The organism is Citrobacter amalonaticus, from assembly GCF_002918555.1.
Taxonomy (GTDB): domain Bacteria; phylum Pseudomonadota; class Gammaproteobacteria; order Enterobacterales; family Enterobacteriaceae; genus Citrobacter_C; species Citrobacter_C amalonaticus_A.
Genome location: NZ_PQMB01000005.1, coordinates 45,638 through 62,768, shown reverse-complemented (window position 1 = coordinate 62,768; position 17,131 = coordinate 45,638). Strand labels below are relative to the sequence as shown.

Below are 17,131 nucleotides of genomic sequence, written 5' to 3'. Positions count from 1 at the left end.
CCCTGCTTATTGATGTAAATCAAATTCACCTTTATATACTCCTTAAGGGGTATATTGCTGATTTGTCAGCATTTTATTAAGTCACGGAATTGTCAGACTTTTCGTTGTTGTACAAATAACATACAAAACGCAGGGTTTTTGATGAAGAGGAGCTACCTCTAAAGATTTTGCGATCTACACCGTGGGGAGGAGAGGGGAAACGCAGAAAAAGCCGGATAGCGACTTCGCCTTGATCCGGCCAGTGAACGGCTTACGCTCCAGGCCGGAGAAGACGCATAGCATCGTCATCCGGCAGTCATCATCAATGCGCAGTTGGTACGCTGTGCTGGCGATGACGGGTAACAAAACCGAGAATAAAGCACATCACAAAGACGACCGCATACAGACCGTTGGCGGTCCACAGCGCCGCCTGTGGGCCGCTGTGGGCAACCACAGGACCGGTCACCACAAAGGTCAGCATGGTGCCGATGGTGCCGCAGGTCAGAACAAAGTTAACCAGTTTCGGCGAGGCGACTTTGGTCTGCTGTGAACCGAGCGTGATGATGGAGGTATAAATGGCGCTGGAGAAGAAACCAAGCGTCAGAATAAACCACGGCATATTTTCCGGCGTGCCGGTAATGAACAGGTACATCAGCACGGTTGCCAGCCCAGCCAGCACGGTCAAAATACGTTGCAGGTCGAAGAAGCGCAGGATGAAACTGAACGCCCACATACCAAACATGTAGGACATCCAGAAATTGCTGACCAGCGTACCGGCATCGTTCAGACTCATGCCCAGACCCTTCGCGTATTCGGGTACCCAGGAGATAAAGCCCAGTTGGCCGAGGATATAGCACAGCGCCGCGATGGAGAGAAACAGCACGCCGATTCCCCATTTTTCTTTTACGGCGGGGGCTTCAGATTGCTGCGCATGCTTGCCCAGCGCCGGGAATTCACAGCCGAAGGTCAGAATGAAAATGGCAACATACACCACGCCGATGCAGGCATACACCCAGTACCACTCGATACTGCGCGCCAGCAGATACGCGGCGATCATCGGGAAGATCATCCCCGCCATGCTGAAGAAGGAGTCAGTGAACAGCAGGCGTGAACCACGCTGACGGCCTTCGTACATCTGGGTGATCAGGAAGGTACCAATCGACATGGTGATCCCGCTGACCAGTCCCAGTACAAACATCGCCGCAGAGAACAGCGCCAGACTATGACTGAGCATCAGCCCGGCCACCGCCAGTACCATGAGGATAAAGCCAAAACGTAGCTGCTTTTTCAGCGGGACAATTTCCATCAGCCAGGCATTAAGGAAAATAGAGATCAAAATACCGGCATTGAGGAAGGTGAAAGTGTTACTCATACTGGAAACGGGCAGATGGAAGTATTCCGCGATGTTTCCCATCACCATCCCGGTGACAATCACCAACGCGCCGGTCAGGGCGTAGGAGAGAAAGCTGATCCATGTGAGCTTGATGCGATTGCTGTTAGTCATGACTGGCCTTATTAATACACGTCACCCTTCAGGCTACCTCTTTGTTGGCCGCGCTTTGCCGCGACAGTCACCCAGGTCGCGATGCTACCGGGGGCTTCGCTGGCTACCGCGATGCAGCGTGAATGCGTTGTGTATAAAAGATTAAAGCGCGTTGACAGCGCCGTGAACGGGCAGATTTTAGGCGTTTTCGTGATCTATTTAAATATTTATTGGTAATTACTGGCAACATTGCATTTTTTAATGTGATTTTTATCACGTTGATTATTGCCGTCATGAAGTTACATTTGTTTCAGATACGTAAAATTAGGTAAAGGGATGGCCTTGTCATTGAAGGCTCTTTAGAATCAATCCACTTGCTTTAGTTTCTGCTCTCGTTTAAGGAAATCTCATGCTCAAATCGACTCTGGCGGCTGTTGCAGCTGTTTTTGCTCTTTCTGCTATCTCTCCCGCAGCGCTGGCAGCGAAAGGGGATCCGCACGTTCTGCTGACAACCTCTGCCGGTAACATTGAACTGGAACTGAACAGCCAGAAAGCCCCGGTTTCTGTACAAAACTTTGTCGATTATGTGAACAGCGGTTTCTATAACAACACCACCTTTCACCGTGTGATCCCAGGCTTCATGGTGCAGGGCGGTGGTTTTAACGAGCAGATGCAGCAGAAGAAGCCAAATCCACCGATCAAAAACGAAGCTGACAACGGTTTGCGTAATACCCGTGGCACTATTGCGATGGCGCGTACCGCTGACAAAGACAGCGCTACCAGCCAGTTCTTTATCAACGTTGCAGATAACGCTTTCCTCGATCACGGTCAGCGCGACTTCGGTTATGCCGTTTTTGGCAAAGTGGTGAAAGGGATGGACGTGGCGGATAAGATCTCTCAGGTACAGACGCACGACGTCGGTCCTTATCAAAATGTTCCGACCAGGCCGGTCGTTATCCTTTCAGCCAAAGTCCTGCCGTAATGATCGCCTGCGCGGGTAATCAATGCCCGCGCACAGTCACCTCCTCTGCGTAACCTGTATTTGCTGCTTATACTTGTGGCACATACCGGATCATTCAGGGAGGTCAATGTGAACAAACTCACCGACAGGCAAAAATCCCGCCTTTGGGAACAAACGCGTAACGTCAATTTTCAGGCCAGTCGTCGTCTTGAAGGCATTGACGTTCCATTAGTCACTCTGACAGCCGAACAAGCTCTCGAACGCCTTGAGGCACTAAGGGGGCATTATGAGCGATAAGTTCGGTGAAGGGCGCGATCCCTATCTCTATCCTGGTCTGAATGTCATGCGCAACCGTCTCGGCATTCATCAGTTACAACGTCTGGAGCAGGCAGCCTGTGAACTCACGTCATTACGTGCCGCGACCATCGAACTGGGGCCACTGGTGCGTGGATTGCCTCATCTGTGCGCAATCCACCGCCAGCTTTACCAGGATGTTTTTGACTGGGCCGGGCAGTTGCGCGAAGTCGATATCTATCAGGGAGACACCTGGTTTTGCCATTTCGCCAGGATCGAAGAAGAGGGCAATGCCCTTATGCAGGATCTGGAAGAAGAAAAGTATCTGACGGGGTTAGCTAAAGAACCGTTTATCGCCCGGCTCGCGCACTACTACTGTGAGATTAACATGCTGCATCCATTTCGCGTCGGCAGCGGTATGGCGCAGCGTATTTTCTTTGAGCAACTGGCGCTGCATGCAGGTTATCGGCTGAGCTGGAATGGGATTGAGCAGGACGAATGGAATGGCGCTAATCAGAACGCGGCGATGGGCGATCTTTCTGCGCTACAGGCTATCTTGCGTAAAGTGGTGAGCGAAGCCGGGGAAACTGAGTAGAATAGCGCGGTTCTATTGTACCGGAGCCGCCATGATCCTGCTTATCGACAATTACGATTCTTTTACCTGGAACCTCTACCAGTATTTTTGTGAGCTCGGCGCTGACGTTCTGGTCAGACGTAATGACGAGCTGACGCTGTCGCAGATAGATGCGCTGCATCCGCAGAAAATCGTTATCTCTCCCGGCCCCTGTACCCCGGACGATGCCGGGATTTCCCTTGAGGTGATTCGCCATTATGCCGGACAGATACCGATTTTCGGCGTCTGTCTGGGGCATCAGGCAATCGCGCAGGCCTTTGGCGCGACGGTGGTTCGTGCCACCAAAGTGATGCATGGCAAAACCTCACCCGTTACCCATAACGGGCAGGGTGTTTTTCAGGGTTTAATGAATCCTTTAACCGTTACCCGCTATCATTCGCTGGTGGTGGAGCCTTCTGATTTGCCGGATTGTTTTGCCGTTACCGCCTGGAGCGACAGCCAGGAAATTATGGGGATACGCCACCGGGAGTGGGATCTGGAAGGCGTACAGTTCCACCCGGAAAGTATCCTTAGCGAACAGGGGCATCAGCTGCTGGCTAATTTCCTCAACCGTTGATTTATGGTTGCCATTCAGTGATTTTTTATGCATATTTTATGACTGAAATTTCATATGGCTGGGTGGGCATAAGATGGCAACTGAACAAACTGCAATTACGCGCGCGACTTTCGACGAAGTGATCCTGCCGGTTTATGCACCAGCAGAATTTATCCCGGTAAAGGGCAGAGGAAGCCGGGTCTGGGATCAGCAGGGCAAGGAATACATTGATTTCGCGGGCGGCATTGCGGTGACAGCGTTAGGCCACTGCCATCCGGCGCTGGTCGGGGCGCTGAAAAGCCAAGGTGAAACCCTGTGGCATACCAGTAACGTCTTCACCAACGAGCCGGCCCTGCGTCTGGGACGTAAACTTATCGACGCCACCTTTGCCGAACGCGTACTGTTTATGAACTCAGGTACCGAAGCGAACGAGACCGCCTTCAAACTGGCACGTCACTATGCCTGCGTGCGCCATAGCCCGTTCAAAACCAAAATCATTGCTTTTCATAACGCCTTCCACGGTCGTTCGCTATTCACTGTCTCTGTCGGCGGTCAGCCTAAATATTCCGACGGTTTTGGACCAAAACCAGCGGACATTATCCATGTGCCGTTTAACGATTTGCACGCGGTGAAAGCGGTGATGGACGATCATACCTGCGCGGTGGTGGTTGAGCCGATCCAGGGGGAAGGCGGCGTTACTGCCGCAACGCCGGAGTTCCTGCAGGGCTTGCGCGAACTCTGCGATCGGCATCAGGCGCTGCTGGTGTTCGATGAAGTGCAGTGCGGGATGGGCCGCACCGGTGACCTGTTTGCCTATATGCACTATGGTGTAACGCCCGATATTCTCACCAGCGCTAAAGCGCTGGGCGGTGGCTTCCCGGTGAGCGCGATGCTGACAACCCAGGAAATTGCCTCCGCGTTTCACGTAGGCTCCCACGGCTCAACCTACGGCGGTAACCCGCTGGCCTGCGCGGTTGCTGGCGCGGCGTTCGACATCATCAACACGCCGGAAGTGCTGGAAGGGATTCAGGCCAAACGGCAGCTATTTGTGCAACATTTGCAGAAGATTGATGAGCAGTTCGACATTTTCAGTGATGTTCGCGGCATGGGCCTGTTGATTGGCGCGGAGCTGAAGCCGCAATACAAAGGCCGGGCGCGGGATTTCCTTTACGCGGGCGCACACGAAGGCGTGATGGTGCTCAATGCAGGTCCGGATGTGATGCGCTTCGCCCCGTCGCTGGTGGTGGAAGAGGCCGATATTGACGAAGGCATGCAGCGCTTCGCCCAGGCGGTAGCGAAAGTCGCGGGGTAAATGCCGGAAGGCGTTACGCTTATCCGGCAATCGATCTTAACCTTTCGTATCCCGCAACCGGCGGCTGAGCCAGATCCCGTGGTGCGGTCGCTGACGCCATGCCACGGAAGAGATGGTATGCATCGTGTTCAGATGCCCCAGGATGCGTTGCAGATGCTGTTCCAGGGCACTAAGCGGGCCGTGAGACAGCATCTCCGGCGACTCCAGAATGTTCACATCGCCAGAGCCGCCCGGCCCGTCGTACTCCAGCCGCTGCTGACAGCGCTGGATCGCGATTTCACAGGATTGCAGATAGCGCTGCGCCAGGTCTGGCGTCAGCATCGTATGTTCCCGCGCCATGGTGGTCATTGAGTTGATATGCTCAACGATAAACTGGCTGTGCGTGACCCACAGTTTCATATCTTCCAGATAATGGTTATTAAATCCGGGTTCCTGCATCGCCTGATTCAGCGAGTTAAACAACGTGTTATGCGCCTGGTTGACCCGCATTCGCTGATACGCCAGCGGAGTGGCCTGCGGATCGTTGCTGAGGATCAGACGAATGGCTTCCTGATCGGCCTCCAGCGCGTCGTGGGCATTCTTTCGCAATAAACCGCTTTGCCATTGCGGCCAGAGCCAAACCGTACCGCCGAAGGCGATGAGGCAGCCAATCACCGTATCGATAAACCGCGGCACAATGTACTGCTCGCCATCCAGCGTCAGCAGTTGCAGGGTATACACGGCGGTGACCGTAAAGCCAACCGTCGCCCAGCCGTAGTTTTTGCGGATAATCAGATAGCTCACCAGAGTGACAAGCAGCATCAGCGCCAGGGTATACCCTTCCGGAATATGGAAGTGCAGCGTCACGCCGGCTATCACCAGACCCGCCAGCGTACCGGCCGACCGGTGAAGGATCCGCACACGGGTGGCACCGTAACCGTTTTGGGTGACAAACAGCACCGTCATGAGGATCCAGTAAGGTTTGGGCAGGTGTAACGCGCTGCCCATCAGACTGGCGATACTCAGCATCACGCTGATGCGTCCGGCATTGCGTAACGCCGGAGATTTAAATGAAAGATAGTTTTTCAGGGCCGGGAACAGCGGTAAGCGCTTCTGCTTATCGGCCATCAGATCGCGGGCGTAGAGCGGTCGCTGGGTGCGTAACACGCGGGCAATGCGGCTAAAGTGCCAGTAACAAAACTGACCTACCGGATTATCCGGATGCTGACTGGCAATCTTCTCCAGCGCGCCAGTCTGTTTTTGCATCGAAAAGCGCGTTGGCAACCGGTGGTACAGAATGTCATCCGCCAGCACCCGCAGTCGGGCGGCGACGGTCTGGGCATTCCAGCGAATCACCTGTTCCGCGTGGCTGCGTTCAACCAGTTTTTGCACCTCTTCTGGCTGGTGCAGGCTGACGGAGATATGTTCCTGGAGATCTAATGCTTCCTGAAAAGCACGCAGCATGCGTTTGTAATCGTTATTGCGATGTGCTGAAAGCATGTGCATCTGCTGATAGCATTGGGTGATCAGATCCACCGCTTTTTGCTGGCGCGCCAGTAGCGGCGGCAGCGCTTTTTCCGGAACGATATGCTGGGTCAGCAGGCTGTATTTGGCCTCGCAGTAATCGGCCAGCTCGCGATACAGCAGACTGAGAGATTCCCGCAACGGCTGTTCGCGCCACAGCCAAAACCAGAACCAGTTGAAAAGCCCGTACCATAACGTGCCGAGCGCGTAGATTAGCAGCGGTTCCCAGACGGGCATATTCCCGGCCAGGCTGAGTGTGAAAATCGCGGCAATCAGAGAGGCTGGCAGCAGGCGAGCGTGGAGAGAGCTTAGTTCCGCGGTGACGCCGAGGATTAACGTTAACCCGGTCAGGATGAACGGCAGGGGGATGGCTTGCGCCAGCAGCAACTGCATTATCAGGCTGCATCCGGCAAACAGCGACGCGCCAGTCATCAGGCGTTTGAAAAAACGCTTATGCGGCGTATCAAGTCCGGCAATGTTACAGCAGGCGGGAACGAGCGAGAAGAGCAACCCCAGGTGTAGCTGACCAATTATCAGGCCGACGCCCACGGGTAAACACAGCACCAGCGTTTGTCGTAGTGCGTAGTTAATCTCTGGATGATAAATCAGTCTGCGCCACATCGGATACAACAAAAAGGGCGCGCTACTCCGTAACGCGCCATTCCGACGGGGTTAACGTGTGCCGTAGACGACGATGGTCTTACCGTGAGCGGAGATCAGGTTTTGATCTTCCAGCATCTTCAGAATACGACCAACGGTCTCGCGGGAGCATCCAACGATCTGGCCAATTTCCTGGCGGGTAATCTTGATTTGCATGCCGTCCGGGTGAGTCATCGCATCGGGTTGTTTCGCCAGGTTCAGCAGTGTCTGGGCGATACGACCTGTTACATCGAGGAAAGCCAGATTGCCGACTTTCTCGGAAGTTACTTGCAGACGACGAGCCATCTGGGAAGACAGGCGCATCAAAATATCCGGGTTCACCTGAATTAATTGGCGAAATTTTTTGTAGGAAATCTCAGCCACTTCACATGCTGTTTTAGCACGCACCCAGGCGCTACGTTCCTGGCCTTCTTCAAACAGGCCCAGTTCACCAATAAAATCGCCCTGGTTCAGATAAGAAAGGATCATTTCTTTCCCTTCCTCATCTTTGATCAGCACGGCCACTGAGCCTTTAACGATGTAATACAACGTTTCCGCTTTTTCACCCTGGTGAATCAGCGTGCTCTTCGATGGGTACTTATGAATGTGGCAATGAGACAAGAACCATTCAAGAGTCGGGTCTGTTTGCGGTTTGCCAAGCACCATGCGCGGTTATCCTCTGTTATAAGCTGTCTCCAGAGCCAGATAACGATGCTGTCTCTGGGGGTTGCAAAAATGTGCTTCCCGCTACCTGGGAAGGGGGCTGTCAAAAAAGTGCGACGGCCTGTAATGTGATGTCCTCTGCATACATGCAGTACGTCAATGTATTACTGTAGCATCCTGACTGTTTTAGCATAGCTTTCGCCGTGTGTCTCCTGGTGTCTCGCTTCAGCATGACGCAGGTCGCCTTCCGTTGCGAGATTTGTTGTGCGCGCGTAATCTGTCAGGAAAATTGATGCATCGGAGTAATAAAATATGCAAGCACGTGTTAAGTGGGTTGAAGGGTTAACCTTTCTGGGGGAGTCTGCTTCCGGCCACCAGGTTTTGATGGATGGTAACTCCGGTGACAAAGCGCCGAGTCCAATGGAGATGGTGCTGATGGCCGCTGGCGGCTGTAGCGCAATCGATGTGGTTTCTATCCTGCAGAAAGGTCGCCAGGATGTCACGAACTGCGAAGTCAAGCTGACCTCAGAACGCCGTGAAGAGGCTCCACGCCTGTTCACCCATATCAATCTGCATTTCATCGTCACGGGTAACGATCTGAAAGATGCGTCCGTTTCGCGCGCAGTCGATCTCTCTGCGGAAAAATATTGCTCCGTGGCGCTGATGCTGGAAAAGGCGGTGAACATTACCCACTCCTATGAAGTGGTTGCTGCTTCGTGATGTCATGCCTGATGGCGTTTCACTGATCAGGCCTACAGGATATAAACACGTAGGCCGGATAAGGCATCGGCCGCCATCCGGCAAAATAACACCCTACTCTATCTTTTTGCCTTCCATCAGTCGCTGGACCAGCGGCAGCATAATCAATTCCATCGCCAGACCCATTTTGCCGCCCGGCACCACTAACGTATTGATGTGAGAAATGAATGAACCTTGCAGCATCGCCAGTAGCCAGGGGAAATCGATTCCTTCCAGATTGCGCAAATGAATCACCACAAAGCTCTCATCCAGTGAGGGAATCCCCTTTGCGGCAAAGGGATTTGAGGTGTCGACGGTTGGCACGCGCTGGAAGTTAATATGGGTGCGGGAGAACTGTGGCGTGATAAAGTTAATATAATCATCCATCGACCGAACCACGGAGTCCATCACCGCTTCGCGGGAGTGACCGCGCTCGCCGGTGTCACGGATCAGTTTCTGGATCCACTCCAGGTTAACGATAGGCACTACGCCGACCAGCAGATCGACATGCCGTGCAACGCTGTGCTGCGGGGTGACGACACCGCCGTGTAGCCCTTCGTAGAATAAGATATCTGTTGGTTCCGGCAGCGGTTGCCACGGAGTAAACGTGCCCGGAACCTGATTCCACGGCACAGCTTCATCGTAAGTATGCAGATACTTGCGCGACTGGCCTTTGCCGGTCTGGCCGTATTCGATAAAGGTTTGTTCCAGCAGGCCGAAGTCATTGGCCTCGGGGCCGAAATAGCTGATATGCCGCCCGGCGTCACGCGCTTTGCGAATCGCCATATCCATTTCCGGACGTGTGTAACGATGAAAACTGTCGCCTTCCACCTCGGCAGCGCGCAGATTTAACTGCGCAAAAATTTTACGAAACGCGAGGCTGGTGGTGGTGGTCCCCGCGCCGCTGGATCCTGTTACCGCAATCACCGGATGTTTGGCAGACATAACCACTCCTGTTTATTCACGAAATTGAGCGCGCGGCATAATATTCACCGTCTCATGCAGTTCAGACCACACCAGTACGGCCTCACCCGTTTGTAACTGGCGTTTGACGTCGGCGACTTTTTGCTCAAGGGTACGCTCATGTTCACCATAATCGGTGCCTTCGCGCAACACAAAGCTTTCAATCAAATTGTCCAGCGTCTCGGGGGAGAGATCTTGCCAGGGGAGCATCATGATTACGCCTCCAGGTACGTTGTCAGCCAGTCGGGAATACGCGATTCCAGCCACATTTCCGGGCGTCGCAGCGTGCCGCCGATAAACCCGACGTGTCCGCCATGCTCGGTTAACTGGTATTCCACCTGTGGTGGTAACTCTTTGGCTTCGGGGATCACGTGGTGATCCATAAACGGATCGTCCTTTGCGTGGATGATCAGCGTCGGTTTGGCTATCTGACTCAGTAGCGGCATCGCGCTGCACTGACGATAATAGTCAATGGCATCGGCAAAGCCATGAATTTTGGCGGTGATCAGGTCATCAAACTCGCGAATACGACGCATCGATTTCAACTGTGCCAAACTGACCGGCAGTGAACCCGGGTAGGCCGCCAGTTTACGTGAGGCATTGGCTTTCAGCAGATTGAGCAGGTAGCGCTGATAAACGCGGGAAAAGCCTCTGTCCATGTGGTCGCTGCACGCTTCAAGTACAAAAGGGGCTGAAACAATCACCGCAGCATCAATCGGGATATTTTTCCCCTCTTTGGCCAGCAGACATGCCAGCATATTCCCGCCGAGGGAATAGCCAACCGCAGCGGTCGGAACGTGGCCGAATTCACGCGCCAGCCAGTGTAAAAACCAGCTGCCGTCCTCCGTTTCGCCGGAGTGGTAAATTCGATTCAGTCGGTTCGGTTCGCCGCTACAGCCGCGAAAATGCATCACCACGCCCAGCCAGCCACGTTTTTTCGCCGCCTCGATCAACCCATGCGCGTAGGGGCTGTTCAGGCTGCCTTCGAGACCGTGAAAAACCACCAGTCGCGGTTTATGTTTCGCCTGGTGTGGTTCTTCACTCCATGCCAGGTCGACAAAGTCGCCGTCGGGCAGTTCCAGCCGCTGCCAGTGAGCATCGAACTTCACTTTACGACGGAGCAAACGTGGAAGCATCGTTTGCAGATGGCGATTGCTGATCCAGCGCATTGGGTGGAACTCACGCGAATCATCAGCGGGCGGGGTCATTTCTGTTGGGGTGATTTCAACCATAGCACCAGAGCAATTAAGAATCGGAAAGCATAACTATACCGCGCATAAGGGCCGCAGGTTAGCCAATATGTCATTTTGCGCTTAGAGCCTGGCCACCAGGCGTTATTGTCGCAGGCAATCTGAACACGGACAGCGCAGAGAAACCGGAACGGACACGGAGTACGTGAGGATTTCGAGCACTGCCCAGGTTCAAAATAGCCCTGATGGACCAGGCTCTTAGTCAGCCAGCATCTGCTCGAGCTGTTCCTGTGCTTCCAGCCAGGCCATTTCGCACTCTTCCAGCCCGGATTTGGCGCTGGCCTGCTGCTGCAAACATTCCGTCAGCTCGGCTTTACGGCTCTGGTCATACAGTTCACTGTCGCCCAGCTTCTCTTCTGCCTGCGCTAACTGTACGTTGAGCTTCTCCATCTCTTTTTCAAGACGAGCAATCTCTTTACGCAGCGGCTGAGTTTGCGTGCGTAGCTCTGCCTCCCGACGCTTTTGATCTTTACGCGCCTGCGCGCTGTTGGCATTCTCTTTTGGCGTGTCATCAGGCTGGCTTTCCTGCTTCTGCACGTCGCTCAGCCATTGCTGATAATCTTCCAGATCGCCATCAAACGGTTCGACCTTACGATCGTGAACCAGATAAAGGTCGTCGGTGGTAGAACGTAACAGGTGACGATCGTGCGAGACGACAACCAGCGCACCTTCAAATTCGATGAGCGCCTCGGTCAACGCCTGACGCATGTCGAGGTCAAGGTGGTTGGTCGGTTCATCAAGCAGCAGCAGGTTTGGACGCTGCCAGACGATCAGCGCCAGCACCAGACGCGCCTTCTCACCCCCGGAGAAACGACGGGTCTCTTCGCTGACCTTATCCCCCTGGAAGCCAAAACCGCCGAGATAATCACGCAGTTTCTGCTCCGGCTCCTGTGGGGCCAGTCGAGCCAGATGCTGGACTGGCGATTCATCTGCACGTAAAAACTCCAGCTGGTGCTGAGCGAAGTAACCCAGCTTGATCCCTTTCGCCAGACCCATTTCACCGCTCACAGGATTAAGTTCACCCGCCAGCAGTTTGATCAAGGTCGATTTACCTGCACCATTACGCCCCAGCAGGCCAATGCGTGAGCCGGGTACCAGGTTCAGCTTGATGGAATCCAGAATGATGCGATCGCCATATCCGGCGCTGACCTTCTCCATCTTCAGCAGTGGGTTAGGCAGGCTTTCCGGCGCACGGAAGCTGAAGCGGAACGGGTTATCAACGTGAGCTGGAGCGATAAGCTCCATGCGTTCCAGCATCTTGATACGGCTTTGCGCCTGCTTCGCTTTCGTCGCCTTTGCACGAAAACGGTCGATGTAGCTTTGCAGATGCGCCACGCGCTCCTGTTGGCTTTCATACATCGCCTGCTGTTGGGCCAGACGGGTGGCGCGCTGTACCTCAAATGAACTGTAGTTACCGGTGTACTCGAACAGGTTCTGCTGTTCGATATGAATGATTTTATCCACCACCGGATCGAGGAAGTCACGGTCGTGTGAAATCAGAATCAGCGTGCCCTGATAGCTCTTCAGCCACTTTTCCAGCCAGATAACCGCATCGAGATCGAGGTGGTTGGTCGGTTCATCGAGCAGCAGCAGATCGGAACGGCAAATCAGCGCCTGGGCGAGGTTCAGACGCATTCGCCAGCCACCGGAGAAGTCGCTGACCGGACGTTCCAGCTGTTCGTTACTAAAACCAAGTCCGTGCAGCAGGCTGGCGGCACGCGAACGTACGGTCCACGCGTCGATAGCATCCAGCTTGCCGTGCACGGTTGCGATGGCATGTCCGTCGTTACGTTCGTTGGCATCGTTCAACTGGGCTTCCAGTTGACGATATTCGCGGTCTCCGTCAATGACGTACTCCAGCGCCGGCTGAGGTAGTGCGGGCGTTTCCTGATTCACCCACGCCAGCTGCCAGCTGCCCGGAAAAGTGAAATTGCCGCCGTCGGCGCTGATTTCATTTTTCAGCAATGCCAACAGGGTAGATTTACCACAGCCATTTTTACCCACCAGACCGACCTTCTGACCCGGGTTAATGGTGGCAGTGGCATTGTCCAGCAGGACGCGTACGCCGCGACGAATTTGTAACGAGGAGAAAACAATCATAAGGCGCCGTATGTTTTGACTATGTTAATTTATCATTATGATAATGTAGTATGCGGGCATTCTGCCGCGCTGGGCGCAATGGTAGCTCAAAACAACAGCTATACACAAAATCATTCAAGCTGCATCAGGGAGGCGCGAGTAACGCCGCCAACGCAGAGGCAGACTGAAGGATAAAGTGTCTATATACAAAGTACAAAACCGGGAGGGGGATGATGTCTCAGCCAGCAAAAGTTCTGCTGCTGTATGCCCATCCGGAATCTCAGGACTCGGTTGCCAATCGGGTACTGCTTAAACCGGCCACGCAGCTCAGCAATGTAACGGTGCACGATCTCTACGCGCACTATCCTGATTTTTTTATCGACATCGCCCATGAGCAGGCGCTGCTGCGCGAACACGAGGTGATTGTGTTTCAGCATCCGCTGTATACCTACAGCTGTCCGGCCCTGCTTAAAGAGTGGCTCGACCGCGTGCTGAGTCGCGGTTTCGCCAGCGGCCCCGGAGGAAACCAGCTTGCGGGAAAATACTGGCGCAGCGTGATCACCACGGGCGAGCCGGAGAGTGCGTATCGCCATGATGCGTTGAACCGTTATCCGATGAGCGACGTTCTGCGACCGTTTGAGCTGACGGCCGGTATGTGTCGGATGCATTGGATGAGCCCAATCATCGTTTACTGGGCCAGGCGACAAAGTAAGCCCGCGCTGGCGAGCCATGCCAAAGCGTATGGTGAGTGGCTGGCAAATCCAGTTGCTGTGGGAGGCCGCTGATGGAAGGTTCTGATTTGTTATTAGCGGGGGTGCTGTTTCTCTTCGCGGCGGTTGCTGCGGTGCCACTGGCATCGCGGCTGGGTATTGGCGCCGTTTTAGGTTATCTGCTGGCGGGGATCGCCATTGGTCCGTGGGGGCTGGGCTTTATCAGCGATGTTGATGAAATCCTCCATTTCTCCGAGCTGGGCGTGGTCTTTCTGATGTTCATCATTGGGCTGGAGCTTAATCCTTCCAAGCTCTGGCAACTACGGCGTTCTATATTTGGCGTTGGGGCCGCGCAGGTGCTACTGAGTGCCGCGGTGCTGGCCGGTTTGTTGATGCTCACTCACTTTTCCTGGCAGGCTGCAATCGTCGGTGGGATCGGCCTGGCGATGTCGTCGACGGCGATGGCACTCCAGCTGATGCGGGAAAAAGGGATGAACCGTAGCGAATCGGGACAGCTTGGTTTTTCAGTGCTGCTGTTCCAGGATCTTGCGGTGATCCCGGCGCTGGCGCTGGTGCCGTTATTAGCCGGTTCGGCTGACGAACATTTTGACTGGATGAAAATCGGGATGAAGGTGCTGGCTTTTGCCGGCATGCTGATTGGCGGTCGTTTCTTGCTGCGTCCGGTGTTTCGCTTTATTGCCGATTCCGGGGTGCGTGAAGTGTTTACCGCCGCCACGCTGCTGCTGGTGTTGGGATCGGCGCTATTTATGGATGCACTGGGGCTGTCGATGGCGCTTGGCACATTTATCGCCGGGGTGCTGCTGGCGGAGAGCGAGTACCGCCATGAGCTGGAAACCGCGATTGACCCGTTTAAAGGGCTCCTGCTCGGCCTGTTCTTTATTTCCGTCGGGATGTCGCTAAACCTGGGCGTGCTCTATACCCATCTACTGTGGGTTGTCGCCAGCGTTTTTATGCTGGTCGCGGTGAAAGCACTGGTTCTCTACCTGCTGGCGCGACTGTACGGCGTGAGAAGCTCCGAGCGTATGCAGTTTGCCGGGGTGCTAAGCCAGGGAGGGGAGTTTGCCTTTGTGCTTTTTTCTACCGCCTCCTCCCAGCGCTTGTTTCAGGGCGACCAGATGGCGCTGCTGTTGGTGACCGTTACGCTGTCGATGATGACCACGCCGCTGCTCATGAAGCTGGTTGATAAGTGGCTTTCCCGCAGATTTAACGGCCCGGATGAAGAAGACGAAAAGCCCTGGGTGGACGATGATAAACCACAGGTTATCGTGGTGGGGTTCGGACGCTTTGGCCAGGTGATTGGTCGCCTGCTGATGGCAAATAAAATGCGCATCACCGTGCTGGAGCGCGATATCAGCGCCGTTAACCTGATGCGTAAATATGGCTATAAGGTCTATTACGGCGATGCGACACAGGTGGATCTGCTTCGTTCAGCAGGTGCGGAAGCGGCGGAGTCTATCGTCATCACCTGTAATGAGCCGGAAGATACCATGAAGCTGGTGGAGCTGTGTCAGCAACACTTTCCTCACCTGCATATTCTTGCGCGAGCGCGCGGACGTGTGGAGGCGCATGAGCTGTTACAGGCCGGGGTGACGCAGTTTTCCCGTGAGACTTTCTCCAGCGCGCTGGAGCTGGGACGCAAAACGCTGGTGTCGTTGGGGATGCATCCGCATCAGGCCCAGCGGGCCCAGCTGCATTTCCGGCGTCTGGATATGCGCATGCTGCGGGAGCTGATTCCGGTACATACCGACACGGTGCAAATTTCTCGCGCCCGGGAAGCGAGGCGCGAGCTGGAAGAGATTTTCCAACGCGAAATGCAGCAGGAACGACGACAGCTGGATGGTTGGGACGAATTCGAGTAGGGGGTAAGAGATGGCAATCCGTAAACGTTTTATTGCAGGGGCAAAATGCCCGGCCTGCCAGACGCAGGATTCGATGGCGATGTGGCGTGAGAATAATGTCGATATTGTTGAATGCGTTAAGTGTGGTCACCAGATGCGCGAAGCCGATAAAGAGGTCCGCGAGCATGTTCGTAAGGAAGAACAAGTGATCGGGATTTTTCATCCGGACTAGCGATATGCCGCAGGTTTTTTTAAGCTAGTGGGTACACGGGTGCAGAATTCCGCTACAATCTGCGCCACTATTCTTCCCATGCTCAGGAGATATCATGAAAGTAGCAAAAGACCTGGTGGTCAGCCTGGCCTATCAGGTACGTACAGAAGACGGTGTGTTGGTTGATGAGTCTCCGGTGAGTGCGCCGCTGGACTACCTGCATGGTCACGGTTCCCTGATCTCTGGCCTGGAAACAGCGTTGGACGGTCATGAAGTTGGCGACAAATTTGATGTTGCTGTAGGCGCGAATGACGCTTACGGTCAGTATGACGAAAACCTGGTGCAGCGCGTTCCTAAAGACGTTTTCATGGGCGTTGACGAACTGCAGGTCGGCATGCGTTTCCTGGCCGAAACTGACCAGGGTCCGGTACCGGTAGAAATTACCGAAGTGGAAGACGATCACGTTGTGGTTGACGGCAACCACATGCTGGCTGGTCAGAATCTGAAATTCAACGTGGAAGTTGTGGCGATTCGTGAAGCAACCGAAGAAGAACTGGCTCACGGTCACGTTCACGGTGCGCACGGTCACGACCACGATCATGACCATGATGGTTGCTGCGGCGGTCACGGCCATGACCACGGTCACGAGCACGGCGGCGAAGGTTGCTGTGGCGGTAAAGGCAACGGCGGCTGCGGCTGCCACTAATACCCGTCGTTTTTCAAGCTACAGTGGCGTTGGCTGCGTTTTCGACCCCCTGTCACATAGACCCTAAATCATTCGGGTTGCAGGAAAGCCAACGCACCTGCAACCTGAAGTATGACGGGTTTAGTTACCTATGCTCCCGGGGATTGCTCAAGCTTTCCGCCTTGCTGTGACTTGAAATCCATAGGGTATCTGTTGGCCCGGTAAACTACCGGGTACAAAAAAAGCGGGCAAAACCCGCTTTTTTTACGTCTCAATAATGAGGCGGTGGCGTCTCTTCAGCCTGTGAGGCGATATTCGACGGCTGGCTGGCTTTCAGTTTCTCCGTCAGCAAACGCAGATGATCGCGCAGCTTCGCCATTTCCATTTCGTGGGCGGTCACGGTCACGTTGAGCTCCTCAATGGTTATCTCCTGGAAGGCCAGGCGACTTTCCAGTTCAGCCAGGCGAGCTTCCATCGTTGTATCCTGCATGATTCACCTCATTGATTGTCTCTGGTCGCGGCGGATTCTACTTAACTTTATCGGGTTGCACAGCCTTCATTTGCCCGCGTAGAAACTTATTTAAACAAAAAGAGTCTGAAAAGGGGTGATAATAGGGCGTGTCCGTATGTTGA

17 protein-coding genes and 1 pseudogene are annotated in these 17,131 nt (G+C 54.3%); 10 read left to right on the top strand and 8 right to left on the bottom strand.

Annotation, left to right across the window (positions count from 1 at the left end):
• Positions 1 to 301 precede the first annotated feature (301 nt).
• A complete protein-coding gene (gene tsgA, locus C3432_RS20205) occupies positions 302 to 1,483 on the bottom strand; it encodes an MFS transporter TsgA (RefSeq protein WP_103778335.1) in 1,182 nt (393 codons plus the stop codon).
• Between the two features lie 388 nt (positions 1,484 to 1,871).
• Between tsgA and ppiA the strand changes: the two genes are divergently transcribed.
• The 5 genes from ppiA to argD all read left to right on the top strand — a co-directional run bounded on the left by ppiA (position 1,872) and on the right by argD (position 5,198).
• The gene (gene ppiA / locus C3432_RS20200) at positions 1,872 to 2,444 is read left to right on the top strand and encodes a peptidylprolyl isomerase A (RefSeq protein ID WP_103778334.1); all 573 of its coding nucleotides are present in this window, start codon (positions 1,872 to 1,874) and stop codon (positions 2,442 to 2,444) included.
• Between the two features lie 108 nt (positions 2,445 to 2,552).
• On the top strand, positions 2,553 to 2,720 hold the full coding sequence (locus C3432_RS20195; RefSeq protein WP_103778333.1) for a YhfG family protein: 168 nt from the start codon (positions 2,553 to 2,555) through the stop codon (positions 2,718 to 2,720).
• Complete coding sequence (locus C3432_RS20190) at positions 2,710 to 3,312, top strand: putative adenosine monophosphate-protein transferase Fic (protein WP_103778332.1); 603 nt, start codon at positions 2,710 to 2,712, stop codon at positions 3,310 to 3,312. Before C3432_RS20195 ends, C3432_RS20190 begins: the two co-directional genes overlap by 11 nt.
• Before the next feature lie 31 nt (positions 3,313 to 3,343).
• Positions 3,344 to 3,907, top strand: a complete 564-nt coding sequence (pabA, locus tag C3432_RS20185; protein WP_103778331.1) for an aminodeoxychorismate synthase component 2 — start codon at positions 3,344 to 3,346, stop codon at positions 3,905 to 3,907.
• 73 nt (positions 3,908 to 3,980) lie between these two features.
• Complete coding sequence (gene argD / locus C3432_RS20180) at positions 3,981 to 5,198, top strand: bifunctional acetylornithine/succinyldiaminopimelate transaminase (protein ID WP_103778330.1); 1,218 nt, start codon at positions 3,981 to 3,983, stop codon at positions 5,196 to 5,198.
• A gap of 36 nt (positions 5,199 to 5,234) precedes the next feature.
• On the opposite strand, the gene C3432_RS20175 is transcribed toward argD, so the two are convergent.
• Both C3432_RS20175 and crp read right to left on the bottom strand, forming a co-directional pair.
• Positions 5,235 to 7,322: a YccS/YhfK family putative transporter gene (locus tag C3432_RS20175; RefSeq protein ID WP_103778329.1), complete on the bottom strand. Its 2,088-nt coding sequence runs from the start codon at positions 7,320 to 7,322 to the stop codon at positions 5,235 to 5,237.
• A 51-nt stretch (positions 7,323 to 7,373) separates the two neighbouring features.
• The gene (gene crp, locus C3432_RS20170) at positions 7,374 to 8,006 is read right to left on the bottom strand and encodes a cAMP-activated global transcriptional regulator CRP (protein ID WP_000242758.1); all 633 of its coding nucleotides are present in this window, start codon (positions 8,004 to 8,006) and stop codon (positions 7,374 to 7,376) included.
• Positions 8,007 to 8,315: 309 nt separating this feature from the next.
• On the opposite strand from crp, the gene C3432_RS20155 reads away from it, so the two are divergent.
• Entirely contained in the window at positions 8,316 to 8,723 is a 408-nt protein-coding gene (locus C3432_RS20155) for an OsmC family protein (RefSeq protein WP_103778328.1), read from the top strand.
• 93 nt (positions 8,724 to 8,816) lie between these two features.
• Here the strand turns inward: C3432_RS20155 and C3432_RS20150 are convergent, their stop codons facing one another.
• The 4 genes and pseudogenes from C3432_RS20150 to C3432_RS20130 all read right to left on the bottom strand — a co-directional run bounded on the left by C3432_RS20150 (position 8,817) and on the right by C3432_RS20130 (position 13,054).
• Entirely contained in the window at positions 8,817 to 9,686 is an 870-nt protein-coding gene (locus tag C3432_RS20150) for a phosphoribulokinase (protein WP_103778327.1), read from the bottom strand.
• A gap of 12 nt (positions 9,687 to 9,698) precedes the next feature.
• Entirely contained in the window at positions 9,699 to 9,917 is a 219-nt protein-coding gene (locus C3432_RS20145; protein ID WP_103778326.1) for a YheU family protein, read from the bottom strand.
• Positions 9,918 to 9,919: 2 nt separating this feature from the next.
• A pseudogene (locus C3432_RS20140) lies at positions 9,920 to 10,982 on the bottom strand (hydrolase).
• Positions 10,983 to 11,152: 170 nt separating this feature from the next.
• Positions 11,153 to 13,054, bottom strand: coding sequence for an ABC transporter ATP-binding protein (locus tag C3432_RS20130; protein ID WP_103778323.1), 1,902 nt, complete (start codon positions 13,052 to 13,054; stop codon positions 11,153 to 11,155).
• A 212-nt stretch (positions 13,055 to 13,266) separates the two neighbouring features.
• Between C3432_RS20130 and kefG the strand changes: the two genes are divergently transcribed.
• The 4 genes from kefG to slyD all read left to right on the top strand — a co-directional run bounded on the left by kefG (position 13,267) and on the right by slyD (position 16,519).
• Complete coding sequence (kefG, locus tag C3432_RS20125; RefSeq protein WP_146050952.1) at positions 13,267 to 13,818, top strand: glutathione-regulated potassium-efflux system ancillary protein KefG; 552 nt, start codon at positions 13,267 to 13,269, stop codon at positions 13,816 to 13,818.
• Complete coding sequence (gene kefB / locus C3432_RS20120; protein WP_103778321.1) at positions 13,818 to 15,623, top strand: glutathione-regulated potassium-efflux system protein KefB; 1,806 nt, start codon at positions 13,818 to 13,820, stop codon at positions 15,621 to 15,623. Before kefG ends, kefB begins: the two co-directional genes overlap by 1 nt.
• 10 nt (positions 15,624 to 15,633) lie before the next feature.
• Positions 15,634 to 15,834, top strand: coding sequence for a YheV family putative zinc ribbon protein (locus C3432_RS20115; protein WP_103778320.1), 201 nt, complete (start codon positions 15,634 to 15,636; stop codon positions 15,832 to 15,834).
• 94 nt (positions 15,835 to 15,928) lie between these two features.
• Positions 15,929 to 16,519 (top strand): peptidylprolyl isomerase, encoded by a 591-nt coding sequence (gene slyD / locus C3432_RS20110; protein ID WP_103778319.1) that lies wholly within the window; start codon positions 15,929 to 15,931, stop codon positions 16,517 to 16,519.
• 250 nt (positions 16,520 to 16,769) lie between these two features.
• Here slyD and C3432_RS20105 read toward each other — a convergent pair whose 3' ends face one another.
• Positions 16,770 to 16,988, bottom strand: coding sequence for a protein SlyX (locus C3432_RS20105; protein ID WP_103778318.1), 219 nt, complete (start codon positions 16,986 to 16,988; stop codon positions 16,770 to 16,772).
• Positions 16,989 to 17,131 lie beyond the last annotated feature (143 nt).